Genomic DNA, 22,311 nt, shown 5'->3' on the forward strand with positions numbered 1-22,311 from the left:
CGCGGCGCACGCTGGCGGGACAGACGTGACTCGGTTCGCCGCGCCCGGTATGCTCCACTCCAGAGCCGATCGTCGTGCGGAATTCCGCGGCCGCGGCTTGTCCCCCGCGAGGACGAACCTCCCAGGCGAACCGAACCATTCTGGAGGACTCATCTCGATGCGCTCGCTTTTCTTCATTTTACGACGCGCACTTGCATGCACGCTGGTGGCGATGCTCATCGGAGCATTTGCGACCAGCCCGGCACTCTCCCAGGCCCCGAAGCCCGAGGCCAAGGCCAAAGACAAGGCGAAGGACAAACCGGCGGTGCCGCAACGGCCGCCTACGTTCGCCAACGTGCCTTATGGAGATCACGAGCGCGAGGTTCTCGATTTCTACAAGGCGGAGTCGACGACCCCGACTCCCCTGGTTGTCTACATCCACGGTGGCGGCTGGATGAACGGAGACAAGGCGCGGGTGGGCACCGTCGATTTGAAGAAGCTGCTGGATCAGGGGATCTCGGTCGCGGCGATCAATTATCGGTTCCTTCCCCAGGCGTATGAGGCCGACGTCAAGCCGCCGGTCAAGTGGCCGCTGGAAGACGCCGCGCGAGCGCTTCAGTTCCTACGGTCCAAGGCCGGCGAGTGGAACATCGACAAGACGCGCGTGGCGGCCACCGGCGGGTCGGCCGGCGCCTGCTCGTCCCTCTGGCTGGCGATGCACGACGACCTGGCCAAGCCTGAGAGCACCGACCCGGTGGCTCGCGAGTCGACCCGCCTGACCTGTGCGGCGGTCGTCGGCGCGCAGACGGCGCTTGATGCCAAGCAACTCCGGTCGTGGATGCCCAATATGGCCTATGGGGGTCACGCTTTCGGCTTCTGGAAAAAAGGGCAGAATCGCACGGACGAGTTCCGGACGTTCTACGAACACCGCGATGAGGTCTTGCCCTGGATCAAGGAATACTCCCCCCATGAGCATGCCAGCGCAGGCGACCCGCCCCTCTACCTCGACTACCCGGCGCAGGACAAGCCGGCCAAAGTCGGCGAAGAACAGCGCGATCCTACCCACTCGGCCGTCCTCGGCCTGATGCTTCAAGAGAAGCTCAAACAAGAGGGCGTCGAAACCCACCTCAAGTACCCGGGCCAAAACGATCCGGACTATGCCAACGGCACCGAGTTTCTGATCGCCAAGCTCAAGCCGACACGCCCGTAATCAGGGACCTCGCATTCGTGGTTCAGCAGGCGAGCGGGGAGCGTAAGCTCCCTGTCGTCTCAGTAGGTGGACCTGAACGACCTTTGTATTGAATAATGTGCAAGCCTTGGGTACCACGGGTTGTACTCAACCCGTGAGCCAAAAACCTGGCCCATCGCTCACGGGTTGAGTACAACCCGTGGCACCCAAGGCCTTTGCATCCCTGCGGTCGCCCATCAGAAAAATACCAAAAGACAGGGAACTGACGCTCTCCGCTCGCCCATTCGGGGCGAGCGAAGAAGAAACGTTCTCAGCGTGGGGAGCCGTGGGACGCGGCTGGAATGGAGCGATAGAGCTTGGCCAGTTCGACCAATAAGGGTTCGAGGCGGCGATAGTAGGCGTCGGGCGTGAGTTTCTCCTTCTCGTCGCGGAGGGCGGCGATGGAGAGTTCGAGCTGGTCGCGTTTTTGCCTGACTTCTGCGGGCAGCTTGCGTTCGCGATCGCTCGGGATGAGGACGAACTGGTTGGCGCGGATGCCGTCCAGGGGGGCTCCGTCCTTGGCGCGACGGGTGGCGCGGACGCCGCGAAACCAGGCGGCCGGCGTACCCAGTTTATCGCCGTTGTCGTCGAGGAGTGCGTGTTCGGTGGCGAGTTGTGACTGTTCGCGATATGATTCTTCGACCCGTCCCCCGGCCGTTAAATAGGCTTCCAAAAGCGAGACCTGGCCGTCTTTATCGAGGTCGGCGCGAGGGTTGTCGGCGATCGCTTCGGCGATGTGCTGGCCGAAGCGAGCATAGTTTTGTTCGTTGCCGCTCCGGGTCGCGGTGATGATGACGCGGTCGGGGCCCGAGAGGCGGTTAAGGAACGGGCCGCTGGCCGAGGCGCAGTTGATGACCGCGATCGGCCGCTGGAGCGGTTTGAGCCACTCGAACAGCTCGAGGTCGGTCACATCCGGACCCCGCAGGTTGAACTTGGCCTCGCGGCCGTCGTAGGTCCCGTGGCCGATCAGAACGATCCAAAGCGGTTCCCGCCCGGCGCCTGCCTTGGCTTTCTCGGCCAGGATCGACTGCAAGCGATCGTGGTCGGTGGTGCCTTTGGTGTCCGTGCCCGGTTCATGGACCAGGCCGATCGCGATCGATTCCGCCTTCGCTTTCTCGGCGGCGGCCTGCCACTGGTTGGCCCACTGACGGAACCGGGCCTCGTACACCGCACTTCCCGGAGCGCCGACGACGATGAGAACGGCCGGCCGATGATCGTCGGTCGCGGCCGCCGTGGTCACGCCCAAGCCCAAGCAGATCGCGAGGAGTATTGTCATGATTGTTGTTGGGGTTACGCGAGTCCGTTGATGCGTCGTAGTCCCCATTCGGCCGTCAGGCAGGCGATGGCGATGAGGAAGTAGAGCGGTTGATGCCACAACGGCGAGGTCCACGGTTCGCTGATCGGCGCGTGGCGTGACGAGAGGCTGGCGACGAACGGGGCGAGCCGGGTGCCGTCCACGACTTCTCCCTTGGTCTGGGCCGCGATCGTCTCGAGGAGTTCCCGGTCGGGCTTGAGGCGGGCGAATTCGTCGGCTGCGGGTTGAGCGGCCCAGCCCGCTTCCTTCTCGCCGAGGGTGCTGCCGTCGGGTGCGTTGGCGGTGGTTGTCACTCGATAGGCGCCGGGCTGCTTGGTGACGTAGGTCGCGGTGTAGACGCCGGCCTCCTTGCGGTCGGGTTCGGCGTCCAGGGTCAGGTCGTCTCCGCCAGGGAGGCTGATTTTGAAGCGGACCTTCGCGTTGTCGAGCGGTCGGTACTCGGCGTCGCGCACTCGGGTGGTGAGCACGACGGCCGGCGCGGTGGAATCGGCCTTGGGATCGACGTTGACCTCGACCTGTCCCGGGACGTCGCCGACCAGCCAGCGGACGGTCTGACGCCATGAACGATCGAGGTCGCTCTCGGCCGGATCCGCGCGGCGCATCCCCCAGCGCCAGAGGTCGCCGATCATCAGGGCCGCGACGTGCCCCTTGCCGAACGGCTGCGCCACGAGTGCGGGGGCGAGGTTGCCGGCGGTGTTCCGCACCTGGGAGAGCACGGCCGCCCCCGGCTTGATGGAGCCGACCTGGCTGAGCGTGCGGAATGGAGGCATGGTTGCGAGCCGCTGCCGCTCCTCCTCCTCGGTCTTGCGGGTTCGGACCCAGGGTTGGAGCCAGCCTTCGCGGGTGAGCACGAGCTGATAGTCTTCCGGCTCGGGGATCGTGGCGGGCCGGTTGAGGTAGACGGGCAAGAGCTCCCCGACAGGGTTGCGGTCGTACTTGCCGTCGGCGAACGAGTCGGGGCCGCCGAGCATGAGGAGTCCGCCACCGCGTTGGCTCACGAAGTTGCGGAGCAGGCCGAGCTGGTCCTGGGTGAAGAACTCGGCCTCGATGTCGTCGAGCACGACTGCGTGGTAGCGGTACAGTTCGTCGGCCGTCTTGGGGAATCCGTCGCGAAGCTCGACCTCGTCGCGCGTGCCCAGGCGGACAAGGACCGGCTGGTCGACGCGCTCGGCCGTATCGGCGTCGGGGTTGTCGAACCCGTCGAACAGCGGGGCCGCCGATGAGGAGCGAGCGCTCCGGAAATCAAACTTGGGCTGGCGCTTGGCGATCCGGACCAGGCCGACGAGATCGATCTGTTCGTCCTCGGCCAGGGCGCGACGAAGGAATTTGAATTCCCAGTTGGGCCGCCCGCTCACGTAGAGCACCCGGTAAGGGCCGCTCCCCTGATCGACGACGATGAGCCGGCTATTGTTGGCGAGCGTCTGCTCGCCGGAAGGTTTTGTGGTGTTCGGTTGTTGATGTACCGTTTCTTCCGAGCCGGCGAACGCCCGGACGCGGTAAATGCTGACCCCTTTTCGCTCGGGTCGGAACTGGAACCGAAAGTTGAGCGGCTTGTCGTTGTCCCCCGTGGCTTTCGCCTCGAGCCGTTCGATGTCTCGGCCGGCCTCGTCGGTGACGACGGCGACGATCGTCTCCCCCTTGAAGCCGGTGGCCGTGACGTCGGCGCGGACGACGACGGGGGCCGACTCGAAGTTGGTCTGGCTGATCGAGACCTGGGTGACGCCGATGTCTTTGGCGACCCCTTGCGCGGGGGGGATCACGGGATAGATCGGTGGCAAGTCCAGCCCGTCGAGGTTGCCGACGTCGGTTCGATTGCCGTCGCTGAAGAGCAAGACGCCAGCGAGCGGCAGGCCGTGGAACCGCTTCGCAAGCGCGGAGAGCGATGCGTTGAGCGTGGTCCCCGTGCCGTCGAACGCGAGGGTGTCGAAGCCGTCGACGGCGCGGAGGTGCGAGTCAAACGCATAATTGCGCACGTCGAAGTCCTGTCCGAGCCGGGTCTTCCAGCTCGATTCCTTGGCGAGCAAGTCGCGCACCCAATCACCTCGGGTACGCGGGGCGTTGCCGTCTCGGATCAGCAGGCTCTGGCTATTATCGGCCAGGATCACGAACGCGTTCGCCCCGCGCCGCGGCCGCGTGCCGGTCAGCAGCGGTTCGAGCAAGCTGAGCGCCAGGGCCGTGAAGCCAGCGACTTTCAAGAGCACGCCGGCGACCTTCACGGACCGAGTCGTCCGCGCCCGTCCGTAGCTCCAAAGGAGCGAGACGGCCGCGACCCCGATGATGAGGCCCGCTCCGGTCAGCCATTGAGGCGATCCCCAGATGATGGAAGGCATCGTCATCGACCACGTCTCATTCGTGCATGGCGTGAATTGTTTGCGTGTTGAAATCGTTGGGTCATTGGGTGGTCATGTCGTCTCGCGGCCTCGGCTCGTTCTCCCACGCTCTGCGGTCCCACCCGCCGGGGAAGACGACGCGGAGCGTCGCGGACGGCATTCCCACGCAGAGCGTGGGAACGAGATCCCGGTATTCTTGCGACTGTCTCCATGTTTTGCTGGATTTGTTTGGAGAGCCAGGGTGATCATCGTCCGGTCATCCCTTTGCGACCGCTTCCCAATTGTTCATAGTAGCGGCGCACGCCTTCGGCGAACTCGGGAGGGACGGAGTCGCGGTCGATCGGGACCAACGAATCGGGGGATTCACGCTTACGCACTTCTTCGGCGATGCGTTTGCTGAGCTCCCCGATCGGTTCGGCCACGAGATCTTTGAGCTTGGTCCAGTCGGGCTCTTTCGAGTGGCGTTTGAATTCCTCACGCGCCCCCCGCACGCGATCCCGGATCCGCGCGGCCTCGGCCCGGAGTTCGGGATCGTTGAGCAGCTCCTCGACGTCGCGCATCCGGTCGGACCAGCGGCGGAAGCCTTCCCCCGTGATCGGCCCTCCGGGGGTTCCGCCGTTGCTGGAGAGTCCCTCCAGCATCTGTTCAAGCCCAGAACCTTCCCCACCACCACCTAGGGCACCTGCCTGTCGTCCTGGCTGTCCCGGTTGATCGCCTTGCGGGGTGTTGCCGCCTCGCAAGGGCCCCTGCCCTTGCTGGCCTCTTTGACCACCACGCTGTCCCTGTTGCCCTGGCTGTTGTCCCTGTTGCCCTGGCTGTTGTCCCTGTTGGCCTGGCTGCTGTCCCTGTTGACCCGGCTGCTGTCCCTGTTCAGGATCTTGCTCACCTTGGCGGCCCTGGCGATTTCGCGGATTTGCCTGGCCTGGCCGGCCATTCGGTTCTTCGCCCGTGGCTCGGGCGATTTCGCGGTTGATCTGGTCGGCGAGGTCTTCCACTTCGCCTTGGGCTCGCTTCAGGGCGGCCGTTTCGTCGCCGAGCACGCTTTCGGCGGCGCGTTCGACGCCTTCCCGCAGTTGGTTGATGCCCCGGCCGGCGTGGCGAGAGGCCTTGGCGGCCTCCTCGGCGATTCCCGCGTCGGCCAGTTGCTCGGCGACTTTCAGGGCGTCGGGGATCTTCTGCTCGTTCGCCTTGCGGACCGTGTCGTAGAGACCTTTGGCAAGGAGCGGCTCCGATTCCTCCGCCTCTTGCACGGTGGTCTGCATTCGGTCCAGGAGTTGGTCAAGCCGCTTCTTCTGCTGTTCGAGCCCTTGCTTGGTTTGCTCGCCTTCTCCGTTGTCACGGAGCGACCGGGCGGGGCGATTGTCCTTGGCCTCGAGCCGCTCGGAAAGCTTGTCTTGATCGTCGTTGAGTTGCCGCGCCTGGTGGCGCATCTCGGTCATCTCTTCCGTGAACCGGTCGGCCGCGCCTTTGCGGAGCTCCTCGCGGAGGTCGTTCAGTTGGCGACCGGCCCGGGCGCCCTCGGTCAGGGCTTGCGGGACGCGGCCCTGTTCGAGCGCCTCGGAGGCTTGCCGGACGTGCTCGCGGCTCTGCTCGATCTGCTGGCGGGCCTCGGCCATCCGCTCCTTGTTTTCTTCGCGCTCCATCCGTTCGCGCAGTTCGTCGGTATCGCGGAGGATCTGCTGCTCCTGGTCCCTGAGCCGCTTGAGCTGGCGTTCGATCTCCTGCTTCGCCTCGGCCGTTTTGGCCTCTTCGAGGGCCGATTGCAGTTCCTTGAGCCGGTCGTTGAGGTCGGTTTGCCGCTGGGCCAGCTCGCGGAGCCGGCTGATGACTTGTCGGGTCTCGCGCTGTTCTTGTTGCTTTTGCGACTGAACCCGGGCCGCGCTCTGCTCTTCGTACCGGTTCTCATCGTTCGATAGCTCAAGCTGCTGAAGCTGTTGTTGCGACGGGCTGCCGGCCGAGGCTTGTCCTCCTTGTTGGCTTCGTTGTCGCGAGCGGCTACGCGTGACCTCGAACTCACGGGCGCGAAGCTTGAGCAACGCTTGATAGGCCGCTTGCTCGGCAGCCAGGGCCGGCGTGTGCGCGGCGATCGAGGTCGACTTCACCGCTTCACTGAGCTGCGTCTCGGCGTCCTTCATGAACCGGGTCGCCTGCTCGAGGTTGGCCTTCGACTTCGGGTCGCGGAGCTTCTCGGCAAGTTCTGTTGCCTGTGCGATGGCCGATTGCTGGGACTCGAGGAGGAGCTTGCTGTCCGCGGCAAACTCGGCGGAACGCTTGGCCCCGGTCTCGCGACGGATCACTTTCCAGGTGCCGTTGATGATCTCTTTTTGGAGCTCGGCGAGCTTCTCCGCCTGCTGGGCGTTCTGCCCTTGCTGTTGCTCCTGGTTCTCGGACGAGCTGCTGGGAGGCGCCTCGCCTTGTCGGAAGATTTCCTCGAAGTGGCGGACCTCGGCGAAGAACATGTCGCCCGAGGCACGCCTCGGCTGATTGTCGGGTCCGACGTCCTCAGCCCAGAAGAAGTAGGTGACGAGCTGGTCGGGAATGGCGTGAAAGGATTCGAAATTGAGCAGATGCTCGGCTTTTAGGTTTTTGCTTTGGCTCTTGGATGCGGGAGCCGGCAGCACCACCTCTTGCGGGTCTTGGCCCGCCACGCTGTAGGTGAGGCCGTGGCGGACCACGCCGAAATCATCGTCGAGCTTGGCCTTGAGCGTGAGCTCCTCCACCGGCGAGACCCGAACGTCACGCGACGGCTGGGTCATCGCGACGACCGGCGGCCGGTTCCGCGTGACGTTGATGACGATCTCGGAGGTCAGCTTGTTGGCCCGTCCGTCGCGGTCGACGAGCTGGACCTTGAACCGCTTGGGTTGGGTGAGGGTGAACCGGGCGCGATAGAGGTGGTCGCCCCCTTCGGCTTGGCGATTGAGAGTCAGGGCCTGCCCTTGCTCGTCAACCAGGCGGGCCACGGACACGTCTTTGTTGAGGTGACAGAGCAAGGTGAGCTCGGTCCCCTCGACCGCCGTGACGTGGCGGACGTCCTCGACGGTCTTGGTGTCGAGCGACGTGTAATGGGGGAAGACGAGGGTGGCATCGGTGCGCTGAAGCTCGGGGTACTCGAACACGCGGACGCGATAGGTCGGCGTGCTCCGCCCCACGAACTCGACGTGATAGGAGAGGTCGGTATCGACCGACTCAACCCGCGCGGCGAACGTGGGGTCCTCCAGGCTCCGGGTCATCACCCGGCTCGCACCCGCGTTCGATTCCGGACCGATGACGAGGCTCGCCTCGGCCGGGACCGCGTCGTGGAACCGCGCGACGACCAGGAGCGATGCACCGCGCTCGAGCTCGGTGTTCCCCGGGTCGACCACGACGCCGGTGGCGACCGGCCTGGCCCCGCCTGGATTCCGCCCGCTGGCGTGCGAGCGGGTCTCCACCAAGAGGCCGACGACCGCGACGATCAGGAACGCGAGTGCGACCGCGTGGGCCAGGTGTGAGGCTTGCAGCCTCCAGGTCGGCACGATGTCATCCCAGTTCGAGGCCCGGCGGTGGTCGAGCGCTTTGCGGATCACGGTCGCCTGCAAGAACCCGAACCGCTCGGCGGGCGTCGCCACGGCCTGCTCGACCGCGGCGAGCAGGCCGGTGGCGAGCTCGGGATGTTTCGCTTCGATTTGTCGGGCCACCCAGCGCAGGTCACGCGCCCAACGATGCGCTGTGATCGCGCAAACGGCACCGGTCGCCAAGGCCAGGGCCGCCAGGATCGCCGGCACCCAGGTCGCGGACGACGATGTTGACTCCGCAAGGTTGGCTCGCGTCAGCAGGACGGCGATGACCAGTCCGACGATCGCCCAGGCCAGCCAGCAGAGCGCCAACGAGCTCCAGAGCCTGACCTGCCGGAATCGGCGCGCGACTTGTTCCAGGGCTTGCCGCAGTTCCGTGCTCATGTTGCCAGAACCTCCGCACGAGCCGAACGAGGCGCGGGCTGTCGCCCCGCCAGCCAGGTTTCGACGATCAAGATGCCGATAGCCGTCAGGATCAGCCAGCGCCAGAGCTTCTGGCGGCCTTCGAGCTCGGCGTTGTGCAACTGCCGAAATTGATCGCGGTCGACCGCTGCATTCGAGTGGTTCGCCAGCCGACAGCCGAACTGTTCCAGGGTCTCGACGTTCAAGGGGGCGGTCTTGCTCTCCATCGGATCAAGATTCACCGCGAACTCGCGAGCGCCCGCCGGCGTCTCGATCGTGTAGAGGCCGGGCCGGTCCGTCTCCGAGAAAAGCGGGGTTCCCGGCGTCGTGGCGACCGTCCCCCCTCCCGGCGTACGCACGACCAGGCCCTTTGCTGTCCCTTCAATCACCGGTAGCGACACCGGGTCATGGACCAGGTGGTTCGCCTGAGTCGCCGGCCGCCCCTCCCGTCGCTCGAGCAGCGCCGCCATCAACAGAACGAACTTTGAGGATCGCGCGAGCTGGCTATCGCTGGGATTCCAACCGCTCGCCAGCACGATCAGGCTCCCCTTGCCAACCCCCTGCTCGACGATCGCCGGGTCGCCATTCTCGAACCGTGCCAGAACTCGCGAGTCTTTGACTTTGTCTGTGTCGAGATGACGATATTTCCAGAAGTGGATCTTGGTGAAGTCGTTGTACTGCGCGGCGGCCAGCGCGGAGAAGAGCGGATGGTCGAACGCGATCTCCCCGAGCATGACATCGCGGTTTACGGCCCCCTCCTCGATCTTCCAAGGGGCGACGTCCAGGAGCGCGGCGAGCGTCTCGGCCTTGCCGGCCGTGGTGACGACATCGAGCACGGTCCCCCCGGCTTGCGCATAGGCTCGGAGTTTGCGGGCGTTCTCGGTGGTCGTCTCACTCGTGAGGATGACCAGCGGCAGCGACCGCGGTGCCTCGAGCGTCAGCGCCTCGGCGGGCGAAACGGTGCGGATGGTCACGCTCCGCCGCGGTGTGTCGTGAAAGACGCGCTCAAGGTAGTAGAGGAGGCCGGCCGAGTCGTCGGGATCGTCCTTGCCGATTGAGAGCACGGTCGACTCCTCACGCCGCTCGTCGGCCGCGTAGAGCGTGTTGTCAAACGGATGGGCATCGCCCTTGAGCCGGAGCGTCCCGGGAGCCGCTTTCCCCTGCGGCTTCGGCAGTCGCACGACGCGGCTTTCTCCCGGCGGGACGTAGACGTCGATCGGTTGGCCCGTCTCGACCCCGTTCCCATCGACCCGGACGACTTGAAACTTCTCCCGGGTGGACCCGGGCTCGTTGCTCACCCCGACCCGCCGGCCGGTTGCCCCCGTCGACGGCTCGGTCTCTGTCAGCTCCGCCAGCGCGTGCAGGCTGGCGTTCGAGCCCCGGTCGGCGACCGTTTTGAGGTCGAGCTCGACGTCGGAGGGCCACTCGAACCCCCCCAGGGCCTCGAGCCGGCTCCCCTGCTGGAGGTCGCTGATCAAGACGATCCGCCGCGGCATTCGGCCGGCCTTCTCGCTCTGATCCGTCACGTCTTCAATCGCGGCGACGGCATCGATGAGGGCCTGCCCCAGTTGGGTTCCCCCCCAGGTCGGCTCGAGCCGTTCCACCATGGCGCGCGCGACGGCCTGCCGCCGGCTCGGGTCGAGCGTGGCCGACTCGGGAAAGCTCAGCAGGGGCCGCGACGACCCATCGAAGGCGAAGAGGGCCAGTTCGTCGGCCGGGCGGCAGGCGGCAATCGCCTCCTCGGCGAGTTGCTTCGCTTTGGGCCAGAGGTCGCCGCGACGCATGCTTGCGCTGGTATCGATGACCACCGCGACCCGGCGCCGTTCGACGTTGCCGAATTCGAGGTTGGCCGCTTGCCGCCAGAACGGCCGCGCGAACGCGAACGCGAGCAACGTGAGGGCCGCCGCTCGCAAGAGGAGTAGCAGTAAGTTGTCGAGGCGGCTCCGCCGGGTCAGGCGCGGGGGCGTCGGGGTGAGGAACATCAAGGAGCTGAACGGCACCTCGCCGCGCGGCTTGCGCTGAATCAGGTGGAACAGGATTGGGCCGGCGATGGCCAGCAGCCCCAGTGCATAGAGAGGAGTGAGGAAGCTCAACGAGCACCTCCCCGCCCCGGAGCGTTGCGCCGGCCTGGCCGACGGCCCCGGCGAATTCGCGCTTTCAGCAAGTCGAAGAGCACGAGTTCCAGGGGGATATCGGTCGTCACCAACTCATATTCGATTCCGAGGTCGACGCACGCCTGCTCGATCTCGGCGGCGTGGGCGTTGAACTTCCGGAGGTATTCCGCGCGGGCCTGGTCGGGGTCGATGTAGAGCTCGCGCCCCGACTCCACGTCGTGGTACATCGCCGGTGTCGTGAACGGGAATTGGACTTCCGCCGGGTCGAGAATCCGCAGGACGACGACGTCGTGCCCGCGCGACCGGAGGTAGCCGAGCCTGGTCTTGAGTGCCTCGGTCGGGGCGAGCAGGTCGGAAAGCAGGACGATCAGGCCGCGCTTGCGGACCGTCGCGGCGATCTGTTCGAGCGGTTCGGCGAGGTTGGTCGCGCGGCCCGTCGGTTCGCGGTCGAGCGTGGCCATGATCCGGCGGAGATGCCCCGGGCGGTGCCGCGCGGGGAGGTACTCGGTGATCTTGTCCTCGAACGTGAGCAGGCCGACCGCGTCGCGCTGCATCGAGAGAAAGTAGGCGATCGTGGCCGCCGCCGTGCGTGCGTAATCGCTCTTGCTGTAGGTGCCCGAACTGTAGCTCATCGACCGGCTGGTATCGAGCACGAGGTAGCAACGCAGGTTCGTCTCGTCCTCGAACCGCTTCACATAATAGCGGTCCGAGCGTGCGAACAGCCGCCAGTCGAGGTAGCGCGGATCGTCTCCGGGGCTGTACTCGCGATACTCGCTGAACTCGACGGAGAACCCGTGGTAGGGGCTGCGGTGGATCCCCTTGATGAATCCCTCGACCGTGACCTTGGCGCGGATCTGCAGGCTCTTGATTCGCATCAAGGTCGCCGGATCGATCAAGGACCCGCCCGGCCGCGCGGGGTCTCCGCCTCGAATCGGGGCTGGCGCAGATCCGGCAGGGCGCGGGTCGTGACGATCCAAGGGGGGCATCAGTCGTGTGGCCTCTTGATATGTTCCAGCAAGCGGTCGATTACGGCGTCGACGGCCACGCCGTCGGCCTCGGCCCGATACCCGAGCAAGATCCGGTGCCGCAAGGTGGGATGGACGAGCGCGCGGATGTCGTCGGGCGTGACGTGGAATCGGCCTTCGAGCAAGGCCCGCGCCTTGGCCCCGAGCACCAGCGATTGCGCGGCCCGAAGTCCCGCGCCCCAGCTCACCCAGTTGTTGATGAAGTCGGGGGCTTGTGGCCCTGGCCGGGTCGCCGAGGCGATCCTGACGGCGTGGCGGACCAGGTCCTCGGCGATCGGGACCTTGCGGACCACCTCGTGGAACCGGAGCACGTCCTGGCCGTCGAACAAGGGCTCGAGCGGTTCGGTCTTGCGCGAGGTGGTTCGCTGAACGACGGCGACTTCATCGTCTTCGGGCAAGTAGTCGACGATCACGTTGAACATGAATCGATCGAGCTGGGCCTCGGGGAGCGGGTAGGTCCCTTCCATCTCGATCGGGTTCTGGGTGGCCAGGACGAAGAAGGGCTCTTCGAGCGGGTAGCGGACCCCGGCCGCCGTGACCTGGTGCTCCTGCATCGCTTCGAGGAGCGCAGCCTGGGTTTTCGGCGGGGTCCGGTTGATCTCGTCGGCGAGGATGACGTTGGCGAAGATCGGCCCTTTGACGAACTGCATCCGCCGCCGGCCGTCGCCGGTTTCCTCGAGGATCTCGGTCCCTGTGATGTCGGCCGGCATCAGGTCGGGGGTGAACTGAATTCGTTGAAACTGCAAGTGGAAGACTTGAGCAATCGTGCGGACGAGCAAGGTTTTTGCCAGCCCGGGTGCCCCTGTGATCAAGCAGTGGCCGCCGGCGAACAGGCTGATCAGGAGTTGATGCGTCGCTTCCCGCTGGCCGACGATCACCTTGCCGAGCTCACGCTCGATCCGGCCGCGGCTCTCGTGGATCGTTTCGACGATCCGGCGCTCTCCTTCGTAGGCATCGACGTCTGCCGTCACGATCGCTCCTTTCGACTCGACCCCGTGCCGCGCCGGCGGATCCCTCGGATCGGTCCGCGATTCAGTGCGTCATGGCGTAGGTCACGATGTTGATTCCCATCGGATACGACTTCTTTTCCGAGAACTCGTGGAAGTAGTCCGTGCTCAGGCCTTCCCGCTCCCAGCCGTCCCCCAGGTCGGTGTTGTGGCAGAGGATCACCATCATCCGCCCTTTGTCGTCGACGATCTGCTTGTAATGGACGGTCTGCGAGTCGCCATCGTGCCGCTCCCAGGTCTCGCCCGTGTTTTCCCAGACGTTGATGGCGGGGACTTGCGGCTTCTCCTTGAGGCGGTACACGCAGCGAAAGATCTCGTGCTCGATCGACAGTTCGGTCGGCTCACGGTCGGGGAAGACCCGCTTGAACTGGTCGGAAACGGTCTGCCAGGCATGGTCGCCCCAGAAGTCGTCGATCATCAGGAAGCCGCCGTTGAGCAGGTAGTGGCGCAAGGCGACCACCTCCTCTTCCGAGAACGATAAGTTTCCAGGCTCAATCATGTAGAGGAAGGGATAGTCGCACAGCCGCTCGTCGGTCACCCGCATCGAGATCGGCTCGGGGTTGACCTTCAGTGATGTCAACTGCTGAAGCCGGAACGAGAAATTCAGGTCGCTGTCGGGCCAGTCGGTCATCCAGCCGCCACCTCCACCCCAGCGTCGCCGTCCTCCATATCCGAATCCTCCGCCACCACCTCCGCCGTAGTCCGCGTCGTACTCCACTCGCACGAAGGTGAAGACGTCCTTCTTGAACCGTTCGTCCACTTTCCAGTCGGGCACGCCCGCGCGATCGTCGGGGATGATTCCGGGCCTTGTCCTCGGCCTCCGGCCGAACCGTGGCTGAGCCAGGCAGACGCCCGTGACGATCGCCAGCAGGCAAGGAAGCGCGATCAGGATCAGGCGTCGTCGGGTCATGGGATCTGGGCCCTTTGGGGAATGGGACGCGTTCGGGCCGATCAGGTGGGTACAACCCACGAAGTCTTCATGTGTGTTGCATCAGAGAGAAGGGTGGGCTGTGCCCACCCATCGCATTTTCAATGGGCCGGATTGGGGCGTGCTTTTCCATCGGGCTCGACCAGTTCGAGCAGGAGCCGGTGCGCGTCGAGGAATCGGGGCGCTTCCTCCAATGCCATGAGCACTTCGCGGCGGGCCTCATCCCGCTTGCCGTCTTCGTGGAGCAACTTGGCCAGGCGGTAGTGGACCTCGGCCGGGTCGGTGGTGTCGAGCAACGCCAGGGCGCGATAGGCCGTCACTGCCTCGGCCCGTTCTCCCAGATGTTCGGCCGCGCGGGCAAGCTGGCGGTGTGGGCTCGGGATCAACGGATTGACCGCCAGGAGACGCCAGGCGTTGTGGGCCAGGGCCTTCCAGTTCTTGTCCGCCTCGTCCAGGGTCATCAGCCGCTCGTAGGCCGGGCCGGCATCGCCGACCCGCGCTGTCAGTTCTTCGAGAACCTTGCGTTCGGCCGTGGGATCGGCCGCTTGCTTGTAGACCTTGGCGAGTAGCACGTAGGCGTTCTCCGCCCCGACATATTCCGGGTAAAGGCCCTTGAGCTGTTCCAGAACGTCCTTGGCTTGTCCCCACTTCGCTTCGGCCACGAGCTGAGCCCCCAGCCGTTTCCGTCCCCAGAAACTCTGGGGGTGGGTCTCGAGCCAGGTCGTGAGCGCCGCGGCACTGGCGTCGGGCGGGAGCTCCGGCTCCTCCCAGGTCAACTCAGGGGCGATGCTCTTGGCCTTTCGATGCGCAAACTCGGTGAAATCTCGATCTAGTTGATCTAGCGACGTTTTTGTCCGACCCGGCAGGGTCTCGTTGATCAGAATTCCCGACCCCAGGTCGTCGAGCACGCCGTTCAGGGCGTCGTGGCCGAACTTTTGTTCGAGAAAATCAACGGCAAGCGCGGATTCGAAGTAGGCGAACTGGAGGTGGACGGCCGACTTGGGGGCCAGGAACGCGGAGCTGAGCCGGCTCAGCGGGGTGAACGTGGTTTCATCGAGAATCATGGCGCGGAACCGAGGATTGAACGCCTCGGCCCAGCTCGGGTTTTCCCGCCCTTCCTCATGAACCGAGATTCCCTCGCTCAGCCAGCGGGGCATCTTGTTATGCGTCTTGCTCAGGGTGATCACATGGCAGAATTCGTGCCAGAGGACGGCTTCCCAGTTCGAGGGCGACTCCCCTTGGGAGGCCGGGCTGTTGGCTGTGACCACGCGGCCGAAGCAGACCCCGAGCAGTCCGTCCGCCCCTGGGAGGCCGAAGGTCCGCACGGCGAACTCTTTGCGCTGAGGAAAGATCTCGACGATTACCGGCTCGTTGAGCGTCACCCCATATCGTTTCCCGAGCGTTTCTTTCGCTCGCCGCAACAGCGCCAGCACCCGGCTGCCATAAAGGTCAGCCTCGCGTGCCTCCATGCGCACCACGAACCCAGCGTCCTCGAGTGTCCGAAATCCGGCCAGGCGATCGCGGAGCGTGGTCAGGTTGTAGGCGACCACGTTGTAGCCGTCCGTGGCGAAGATTTCGTCGGCGAGCTTCCAGCCCTCCTCTTCCTCGCCGAGTCGGAGCAGGTCCTGGCAAAGCTGGATCTTGGCGGGGAGGTTCTCGGGGTCGAGCTTGAGCGCCTGTCTCTGGTAGGTGGAGCCTTCGGCGAACCGGTATTTCTTGGAGAGCTCACGGCCGATCAGGTGGTCGACCTCGGGGTTCGTCGCCCAGCGTGACAATGCAGCCTGTCGTGCGAACGCTTCCCCGGCGCGGTCGTTCCGCAAGTGGGCGAGCACCGCCTGATAGGCCCAGGCTCGCGGCTCTTCGGAGTTGACCGCGAACGCCTGCTTGAGCGTGGCTTCGGCCTCACTGTACCGCTCGCCGTCGATCAGATGATCGGTCTTGAGCAGGAGGCTGTCCACGTGCCCTGGGTTGATTTTAAGGGCCTCGGCCAGCGCCTTGTCGGACTGGGCGCGGTCGTCGTCGGAAAAGGCACGGGCGAGGAGGTAGTGATAGCGTGGATCCTCGGCCGCGTCCTTCGGCGCCTTTTGAAGCGTCTGGGCCGCCAGGGCGGCGTCCTGCTTTTCCAGGGCCAGCTCGGCCGTGGCGTAGAAGCCTTCCGCATCATCGGGGTGCTGCTTGGTGACGACGTCGTAGAACTGGTCGAGCACCTTGCGGGCATCGGCGCCTCGGATCAGGAAGAATCGCCCGAGCACGAGCCGTCCCTCCGGCGTGGCGAAGCGGTGGGGGGCACTCATGACCAGGGACTCGAGCATCTTCATCTCGGCCGCCGCCTCGTCGCCGCGCCCGTTCGCGCGATAGACGTCGCGGCCGAGCATGCGCAACGTGCCGCTCGCGGGATAGCGTCGCTTGGCCGCCTCGAACGAAGTGAGCGCCGCCTTGTATTTCCCTTGCGCCAGCTCGGCCTCGATCAGGAGTCGCGTCCAGTGTTCGCCCCAGACGCCGGTCTCGATTTCCTTGGTGGCGGCCTGGGCGCACTCGTCGTAACGTCCGGTGCGGAACAGAGTGTCCGCCTCCGCCAGGGTCACCGCGCTCGTCGACGTCGAGCCCGCGAGACAGCAGCCGAACAGGAGGAGGAGGGTGAGCGTGAGGCGAAGGTGGATCGGCTCGCGCCACCGAAGTTGAGCCTGCGGCGCTTCTGATTCTCCGGCTGGCACGCTCATGGATTCCATCCGTTTCGGAGTGGTCCTCGACGTCAGTCCCTTTGGATCCGTTCTGATTATAGTCCGGCTCGCACGGAGAAAGCCAAGACCTACCTCCGCCACGTTTGTCCTCGAAACGCGGGACGCACTTTCGATTGCTCATGCCATCGTATGAGTCGATGGAGTCAGCGTCTCATTTCAGATCTTGGTGTTACAGGCGTTGGGCGGGGTCTTTCAACTTGAACAAGTGGGTTTGATTGTGTCCCCAAGGAATGTTCGTGATTAAAATGCCGATGCTGTCGCTTTGGTGGTGCAGCCGGCAAGCCTTGAGTTTCGGCCGTGCGACTTTTGAGACACTCGACGCAACCCTGAACCCCAATGGACGAGTCGGAGCCTCGATTATGAATGACCTCGAAGTTCACACGAGAGCGGACGATACGACCTCGGGTCGGGTCGAAGGTGATCGAGAGGGGGCCAACGGACGGCTGGTCTCCGTCGACCTCCTGCGTGGGACCGTGATGATCTTGATGGTCCTCGACCACGTTCGCGACTACTTGATGGACGCGCGAGTCGACCCGACGAATCTCGGGGTGGCGTCCCCTGCGTTGTTCTTCACGAGGTGGATCACTCACTTCTGTGCCCCGACCTTCATTTTCCTCGCCGGGGCTTCGGCCTTCCTCGCGGGGACGCGAGGCAAGACCCAAGGGCAACTTTCCTTATTCCTGGTCAAGCGGGGGCTCTGGCTGATCCTGCTCGAGCAGACCTGGGTCAGCGTTTCGCTCACGTTCACCCTGCCGAAGGTGATCCTGGCGTTGATCCTCTGGGCGATCGGCTGGTCGATGATCGCGCTGGCGGGCCTGATCTGCCTGCCCAGGGTTGCGGTGGGAGCGATCGGGATCGGCCTGATCGCGTTCCATAACCTATTCGATGGTGTTCAAGTCGAGAGTTCGGGCGTCGGGTCGCTCCTCTGGCGCCTGCTCCATCAACCGGGCTTTGTGCCGCTGACGGGGGGGCTCGGCATCCTGGAGGGGTATCCGCTGATCCCCTGGATCGGGGTCATGGCGGTGGGATACGCATTTGGTCCGGTGCTCTTGGTTCCGCCCGACCGGCGGCGCACGATCCTGGTTGCGTTGGGGATCGGCCTCACGTTGGGGTTTGTCGGGCTCAGGGCGCTGAATGTCTATGGCGACCCCCGGCCCTGGACGGTCCAGGCGACCCCGCTCTTGACCGTGGCGTCGTTCTTGAATTGTTTGAAGTATCCGCCGTCGTTGCTTTACTTGTTGATGACGCTCGGGCCGGCGCTCTTCGCCCTGGCCTGGCTCGACCGCCTTCCGAGCTTCCTGGCTGGCCCGCTGGCCACCTTCGGGCGGGTCCCATTGTTCTTCTTCTTGTTGCAGATGCCCTTGGCCCACGGCCTCGGCGTGGCGGTCGCCGCATTGAGGGGACAGCCGGTCGCCTGGCTCTTCGAGACCGCTCCCTTCCAGTCGCCCGAAGGCTACAATAACAGCCTGGCGACGGTCTACCTGTGCTGGGTCGTCGCGATCGCGATCCTCTACCTCCCCTGCCGTTGGTTTGCCGATGTGAAGCGACGTCGCCGCGATCCCTGGCTGAGTTATTTCTGATCGCTCGGCCCTGTCCTGCCGACGGGATCATGTATGCAATAAATCATGTTGGGTTTTGTGCGTCACGGCATGAGCGTTCGAGGCTCAGTTGTTCCGGAACGCTCGTCTCTTTTCGCTTTGCATCGCTTTCCCCCAGAGATTCTCTGGGAGAATCTGGAAAATCGGGTCCGCGTTGGAGCACTCTTCACAAGTGGCGCTCTTGATCCAGCCGTCCTCGATCCAGAGGGTCAATCCGAGGCTGTGGTAGTACACGGCCATCAGCGCGGTTTCACCGAGGGGTTCCGATTCCTCCTCGGGGCCGAGGAGTGCCCGCGCTTCGTCCAGGCTCAGTGTGAGGATGTCTGCGTTTTTGTAATCGAGACGATCCCAACAGTTAATTGATGAGATTGTGTCGTCCTCGGTCGAAATCCAGGATTCATGCCCCGGGATTTCGTACGTGTCCGAATCGGCATTCGGGTAAGCGGTTTCAAGCTTTCGGAGAGCGAACCGATCGATCACGGCGTTTGCCTCGGCGCCGAGTTGAAACGGACCGACCGATTTCCCCGGTATCCACTCCCAAGAGTCGACTGGCATCTGTGACCTCGCTCCCTGGCCCTTTCGAGGCCTGTTCCGCAAAATCGACCCGGTTCGGGATGTAATCCCATCCAATCCAACGGGGCCGGAGCCGACCCTTGACGACATGCTTTGCGCCCGCCCCTGCCCCGTGTCCGAGCGCCCCGGCTTGCCTCCGCGTACTCTCGCCATGCACGGCCTCGACCCCGATCGAGTTGAGTCGATCGGTTGCCGAGACAGGTCCCCGGTTGAGAGGGATTGCAAATCCGGAATTCCTCATTAAGTCTCGTGTTCTCCACGAGATCTTTACAGTCAAATCTACACTGATGGAGAGCGATTGTATGATTGTTGGCTTTAAACGAGATGACGACCATGCCACTGACTCGCAACCGCCTTTTATCTCGGTCCCGCCGCCCCGGCTTTACCTTAATTGAGCTCCTGGTGGTGATCGCGATCATCGCCGTTTTGATCGCCTTGCTGCTGCCGGCGGTGCAGGCCGCACGAGAGGCGGCTCGACGTGCCCAGTGTACCAACAACCTGAAGCAAATTGGTCTGGCTCTGCACAATTACCTGAGCACGCACACCGCCTTCCCGCCCGGTCGAATGAGCCCCGACGTCGTGATCGGTGGGGCTGAGAAGAAAGGGTACTGGACGCAATACACAAGTACCGTCCCTCCCGGACCCGGCAATTGGAGCGGCTATTATTCGGTTCACTCGCAAATCTTGAACTATATGGAGCAGGTCCCTGCCTACAATGCGTTGAATTTTGCAACGACGAATACGGATCGAATGTATAGTTCCGGGACCACCGTCTACTCGCCCAACTTCACCGCTTATGCCCTCGCACAGAGCACGTTCCTCTGCCCGTCCGACCCGAACATGACGGGTGGCGGTGTCAGCGAGAACAACTATCGGTATAACTTCGGCGGCAGCACGCCCCAGGCGGGGGCGATCAACTGGAACCAGAATGAAGACCGCTCCAAGCCGGGCAATGGCGGGTTTACGATCGGCCAGGCGTTCGCGACGGCGCAGTTCACCGACGGCTTGAGCAACACCGTGGTTTTCGCCGAGCGGAGCAAGGGGAGCAGCCAGTCCAAGGCCTCGGTCGCTCCGACCCGATCGGATATCATCACGTCACCCAATCGGAACGTCGGCGAGCTGGTTCCGGGCGCGAACGGCGAGTATCAACTCTATTTTGATTGCTTGCAGTATCAGCCCAAGGTCGATTCGTTCAATTTCATGGATTCAGGACGGTTCCCGCCAGGCTCATTGTACTCGAACGGCTGGCCGTTCGCCTGGTACTCGTCCACCATGTACAATCACATGGGGACGCCAAACTGGAAGGGCCAGGACTGCGGGGCCGCCAGCGCGATCACCGACGTCCCCGGCGAATACGCGATCATTTCGGCGCGGAGCTCGCACCCGGCCGGGGTCAACGGCCTGCTGGGTGACGGCGCAGTCAAGTTCTTCAAAGACAGCATCGCGCTGCCGGTCTGGCGCGGCCTGGGAAGTCGCAACGGCGGCGAGGTCCTGAGCGCCGACAGCTACTGACGGACCGATACTGAAATCTACGAAGTTAATAGTATTGATTCGTTTGTAAGCTATTTCTCAAGGATCGCCGATGCGGACGATGATGTTCGGGGCAGTGCTATGTGTTACGTTCGGCGGCTGTGGCGGGGCGGGCTCCCACCCCGGGGCGTCCGTCTCCACCTCCACGCTGGAGGCGGGCCCGCACGGGGGCATTCTCGTGCCGTTGCCCGAGCAGAAGGGCCTGGCCGAAGTCTCGTTGGAAGCCCCGCAAGGGGCCTCCAAGCGATCCTCGAAACAAACGCTCGTCGCTCGCTTCCTCCGACCGGACCTGAAGTCGGCACTTGAGCCACTGCCTGGCGAGGTGTCGATCAAGCTGGAGTTTCCCGACCGGGTGGCGGAGACGATCCCGTTGAAGCCGGTGACCGAGGCGAACTCCCGCAACGATCCGGGACGCTTCGCCTCGGTGCCCGGCGACTATGCGGTCGACCCGATGATCGGGGAGTTGAAGGCCACGCTTCAAGGTCAAGCCTTCGCCGTCCCGTTCACCAACGGCCGCTGAGCGACTCGGCTATTTGGCCTCGGTTTCGCCCAGGTCGAGGTCGAGATACACCAGGCGGTGGTCCGAGCTCGCCACGGGAGACATCCCGACGAGCGGTGCGAGCGGCTCGTCGCGACGGGGCCAGAACACGCCCCCGCCGACGATGTGCAGGCCCTTCGACGGCAGGACGTAGTCGGCGCGAAGGTTGCCCACCGCCCGGTCGTCGAAATCGGCCGTGTCCTGATCGGCGGGACCGTGCTGGCCTTGGTTCGCGCCTCCTTGAAGACGAGACGCTTCGTCTGCCCCCGCACTCGTCGGGATGAACCGGGCATCCACCCGCGGGTGGTTCAGGAGCTGGTCGATCGCCCCTGGCACGCTTCCACCGTCCACCGGGTCCGAGTTCAGATCGCCCAGGATGACGAACTCCGCCGGCCGGCCCTGCTTCGCGTCGGCCCCGAGATAAGCGGCGTTCTCCCCGCCCGTGAGATAGTCGGCCCAGAGGCGGATCTCGTCATGATTGCGCTTGCCGTTCCGGTCTTCCGGGCCGTCGAACGCGGGCGGCGTCGGGTGGCTCGCCAGGACATGCATCGTTCGTCCGTTGACCAGGACGGGGATGTCCCAGTGGTCCTTGGACGAGAGCCGAAAGACGGCGAGAGCCTCGGGCGAGTACCAGGATGTCCCATCCTTCTTCAAGGGCAGCAGTGCTCCGGGCATGTCCTTCCAGAGCACTTTTCCAAACCGCCGGATCTTTGCGACGTCGAGGGGAAACCTCGAGTAGAGCACCATCCCGTACTGCCCAGGGAACTGGCCAAACCCGAACGCGTCATTGCCATAGCCGCGCGTACCGGGTTCGGTCACGATTTTGCCGTCGTGATCGAGGTCGACTCCGCTTGGAATCCCGGTGTTCACAGCCGCCGTGTAGCGGTGGGCGTATACGATCGCCGGAGCGCCGTGCTGGCTGACCGCGAGGTAATTTTGCTGAAACAAGTCGGCAGCCTTGCCATCTTGATCATGGTCGAATTCGTTGATGAGAAGGACGTCGGGCGCCACCCGCTGAATGATCTCGGCCACGTTGCGTGCCTGCGTGTTGTCCGGCGTCGACAGGTCGCCGATCAGAGCGCCCGCCGACTCACGGTTGAGCGAGGCGTTGAATGTGGCAAATCGCACCACCCCCGGCCGACGCTCGGCAGCGGCCTGCGTCAGCGATGAAGACAGGAGCATGATTCCGGCGATAATCGCTGGTTTTCCCATGGGCATGAATCCCGAATTGGTGAATGCCGATCGCTGTTCGATCCCGCACATTTCGGCAACCCTGACGGCGGCCTCAAACCATCAGCCTACGCGCGGGCCGTGGGGATCTCGCTTGGAAATCGTGAATCCTCGGTGTGAGGATCGCGAGCGGAGGGATTGGCGGAACGGTTTTGCCGCCGGATTGCGTCGGGAGCGGATGCTCTGGAAGTCAAAGGGGTGTTGTTGGAGCGATTCCTGGTG

General features: G+C 64.3%; 14 protein-coding genes. 4 read left to right on the plus strand and 10 right to left on the minus strand.

Annotation, left to right across the window (positions count from 1 at the left end; genetic code table 11):
* The first annotated feature begins 157 nt into the window (after positions 1–157).
* Positions 158–1,189, plus strand: a complete 1,032-nt coding sequence (locus BUS42_RS21885; protein ID WP_074309696.1) for an alpha/beta hydrolase — start codon at positions 158–160, stop codon at positions 1,187–1,189.
* A 289-nt stretch (positions 1,190–1,478) separates the two neighbouring features.
* Here BUS42_RS21885 and BUS42_RS21890 read toward each other — a convergent pair whose 3' ends face one another.
* The 8 genes from BUS42_RS21890 to BUS42_RS21925 all read right to left on the minus strand — a co-directional run bounded on the left by BUS42_RS21890 (position 1,479) and on the right by BUS42_RS21925 (position 16,599).
* Positions 1,479–2,483: a hypothetical protein gene (locus BUS42_RS21890; protein ID WP_074309697.1), complete on the minus strand. Its 1,005-nt coding sequence runs from the start codon at positions 2,481–2,483 to the stop codon at positions 1,479–1,481.
* 14 nt (positions 2,484–2,497) lie between these two features.
* Positions 2,498–4,858 carry a glutamine amidotransferase gene (locus tag BUS42_RS21895; RefSeq protein WP_074309699.1) on the minus strand — a complete coding sequence of 787 codons (2,361 nt, stop codon included), beginning with the start codon at positions 4,856–4,858 and terminating at the stop codon, positions 2,498–2,500.
* A gap of 239 nt (positions 4,859–5,097) precedes the next feature.
* Positions 5,098–8,787 carry a coiled-coil domain-containing protein gene (locus BUS42_RS21900; RefSeq protein ID WP_074309701.1) on the minus strand — a complete coding sequence of 1,230 codons (3,690 nt, stop codon included), beginning with the start codon at positions 8,785–8,787 and terminating at the stop codon, positions 5,098–5,100.
* Positions 8,784–10,898 carry a BatA domain-containing protein gene (locus BUS42_RS21905; protein ID WP_074309703.1) on the minus strand — a complete coding sequence of 705 codons (2,115 nt, stop codon included), beginning with the start codon at positions 10,896–10,898 and terminating at the stop codon, positions 8,784–8,786. Before BUS42_RS21905 ends, BUS42_RS21900 begins: the two co-directional genes overlap by 4 nt.
* The gene (locus BUS42_RS21910) at positions 10,895–11,905 is read right to left on the minus strand and encodes a DUF58 domain-containing protein (RefSeq protein ID WP_074309705.1); all 1,011 of its coding nucleotides are present in this window, start codon (positions 11,903–11,905) and stop codon (positions 10,895–10,897) included. Before BUS42_RS21910 ends, BUS42_RS21905 begins: the two co-directional genes overlap by 4 nt.
* Entirely contained in the window at positions 11,905–12,915 is a 1,011-nt protein-coding gene (locus tag BUS42_RS21915; RefSeq protein ID WP_074309707.1) for an AAA family ATPase, read from the minus strand. Before BUS42_RS21915 ends, BUS42_RS21910 begins: the two co-directional genes overlap by 1 nt.
* A gap of 61 nt (positions 12,916–12,976) precedes the next feature.
* Positions 12,977–13,861: a DUF4159 domain-containing protein gene (locus tag BUS42_RS21920; protein ID WP_074309709.1), complete on the minus strand. Its 885-nt coding sequence runs from the start codon at positions 13,859–13,861 to the stop codon at positions 12,977–12,979.
* A gap of 119 nt (positions 13,862–13,980) precedes the next feature.
* Positions 13,981–16,599, minus strand: coding sequence for a tetratricopeptide repeat protein (locus tag BUS42_RS21925; RefSeq protein WP_074309712.1), 2,619 nt, complete (start codon positions 16,597–16,599; stop codon positions 13,981–13,983).
* A 380-nt stretch (positions 16,600–16,979) separates the two neighbouring features.
* On the opposite strand from BUS42_RS21925, the gene BUS42_RS21930 reads away from it, so the two are divergent.
* Positions 16,980–18,200 carry an acetyltransferase domain-containing protein gene (locus tag BUS42_RS21930; protein WP_074311336.1) on the plus strand — a complete coding sequence of 407 codons (1,221 nt, stop codon included), beginning with the start codon at positions 16,980–16,982 and terminating at the stop codon, positions 18,198–18,200.
* Positions 18,201–18,284: 84 nt separating this feature from the next.
* Here BUS42_RS21930 and BUS42_RS21935 read toward each other — a convergent pair whose 3' ends face one another.
* The gene (locus tag BUS42_RS21935) at positions 18,285–18,773 is read right to left on the minus strand and encodes a hypothetical protein (protein WP_074309713.1); all 489 of its coding nucleotides are present in this window, start codon (positions 18,771–18,773) and stop codon (positions 18,285–18,287) included.
* A 351-nt stretch (positions 18,774–19,124) separates the two neighbouring features.
* On the opposite strand from BUS42_RS21935, the gene BUS42_RS21940 reads away from it, so the two are divergent.
* Together BUS42_RS21940 and BUS42_RS21945 are read left to right on the plus strand one after the other, a co-directional pair.
* Positions 19,125–20,303, plus strand: coding sequence for a DUF1559 family PulG-like putative transporter (locus BUS42_RS21940; RefSeq protein ID WP_074311338.1), 1,179 nt, complete (start codon positions 19,125–19,127; stop codon positions 20,301–20,303).
* Between the two features lie 70 nt (positions 20,304–20,373).
* Entirely contained in the window at positions 20,374–20,841 is a 468-nt protein-coding gene (locus tag BUS42_RS21945) for a hypothetical protein (RefSeq protein ID WP_074309715.1), read from the plus strand.
* Positions 20,842–20,850: 9 nt separating this feature from the next.
* Here the strand turns inward: BUS42_RS21945 and BUS42_RS21950 are convergent, their stop codons facing one another.
* The gene (locus BUS42_RS21950) at positions 20,851–22,071 is read right to left on the minus strand and encodes an endonuclease/exonuclease/phosphatase family protein (RefSeq protein ID WP_074311340.1); all 1,221 of its coding nucleotides are present in this window, start codon (positions 22,069–22,071) and stop codon (positions 20,851–20,853) included.
* Between the last annotated feature and the right edge of the window lie 240 nt (positions 22,072–22,311).

This window comes from Singulisphaera sp. GP187 (assembly GCF_900129635.1).
In the GTDB taxonomy this organism is placed as follows: Bacteria; Planctomycetota; Planctomycetia; order Isosphaerales; family Isosphaeraceae; genus Singulisphaera.

Coding starts and splice junctions, on each gene's coding strand:
- BUS42_RS21885 (WP_074309696.1), top strand. CDS start 158: ATGCGCTCGCTTTTCTTCATTTTACGACGCGCACTTGCATGCACGCTG.
- BUS42_RS21890 (WP_074309697.1), bottom strand. CDS start 2,483: ATGACAATACTCCTCGCGATCTGCTTGGGCTTGGGCGTGACCACGGCG.
- BUS42_RS21895 (WP_074309699.1), bottom strand. CDS start 4,858: ATGACGATGCCTTCCATCATCTGGGGATCGCCTCAATGGCTGACCGGA.
- BUS42_RS21900 (WP_074309701.1), bottom strand. CDS start 8,787: ATGAGCACGGAACTGCGGCAAGCCCTGGAACAAGTCGCGCGCCGATTC.
- BUS42_RS21910 (WP_074309705.1), bottom strand. CDS start 11,905: ATGCCCCCCTTGGATCGTCACGACCCGCGCCCTGCCGGATCTGCGCCA.
- BUS42_RS21920 (WP_074309709.1), bottom strand. CDS start 13,861: ATGACCCGACGACGCCTGATCCTGATCGCGCTTCCTTGCCTGCTGGCG.
- BUS42_RS21925 (WP_074309712.1), bottom strand. CDS start 16,599: ATGAGCGTGCCAGCCGGAGAATCAGAAGCGCCGCAGGCTCAACTTCGG.
- BUS42_RS21930 (WP_074311336.1), top strand. CDS start 16,980: ATGAATGACCTCGAAGTTCACACGAGAGCGGACGATACGACCTCGGGT.
- BUS42_RS21935 (WP_074309713.1), bottom strand. CDS start 18,773: ATGCCAGTCGACTCTTGGGAGTGGATACCGGGGAAATCGGTCGGTCCG.
- BUS42_RS21940 (WP_074311338.1), top strand. CDS start 19,125: ATGCCACTGACTCGCAACCGCCTTTTATCTCGGTCCCGCCGCCCCGGC.
- BUS42_RS21945 (WP_074309715.1), top strand. CDS start 20,374: ATGCGGACGATGATGTTCGGGGCAGTGCTATGTGTTACGTTCGGCGGC.
- BUS42_RS21950 (WP_074311340.1), bottom strand. CDS start 22,071: ATGGGAAAACCAGCGATTATCGCCGGAATCATGCTCCTGTCTTCATCG.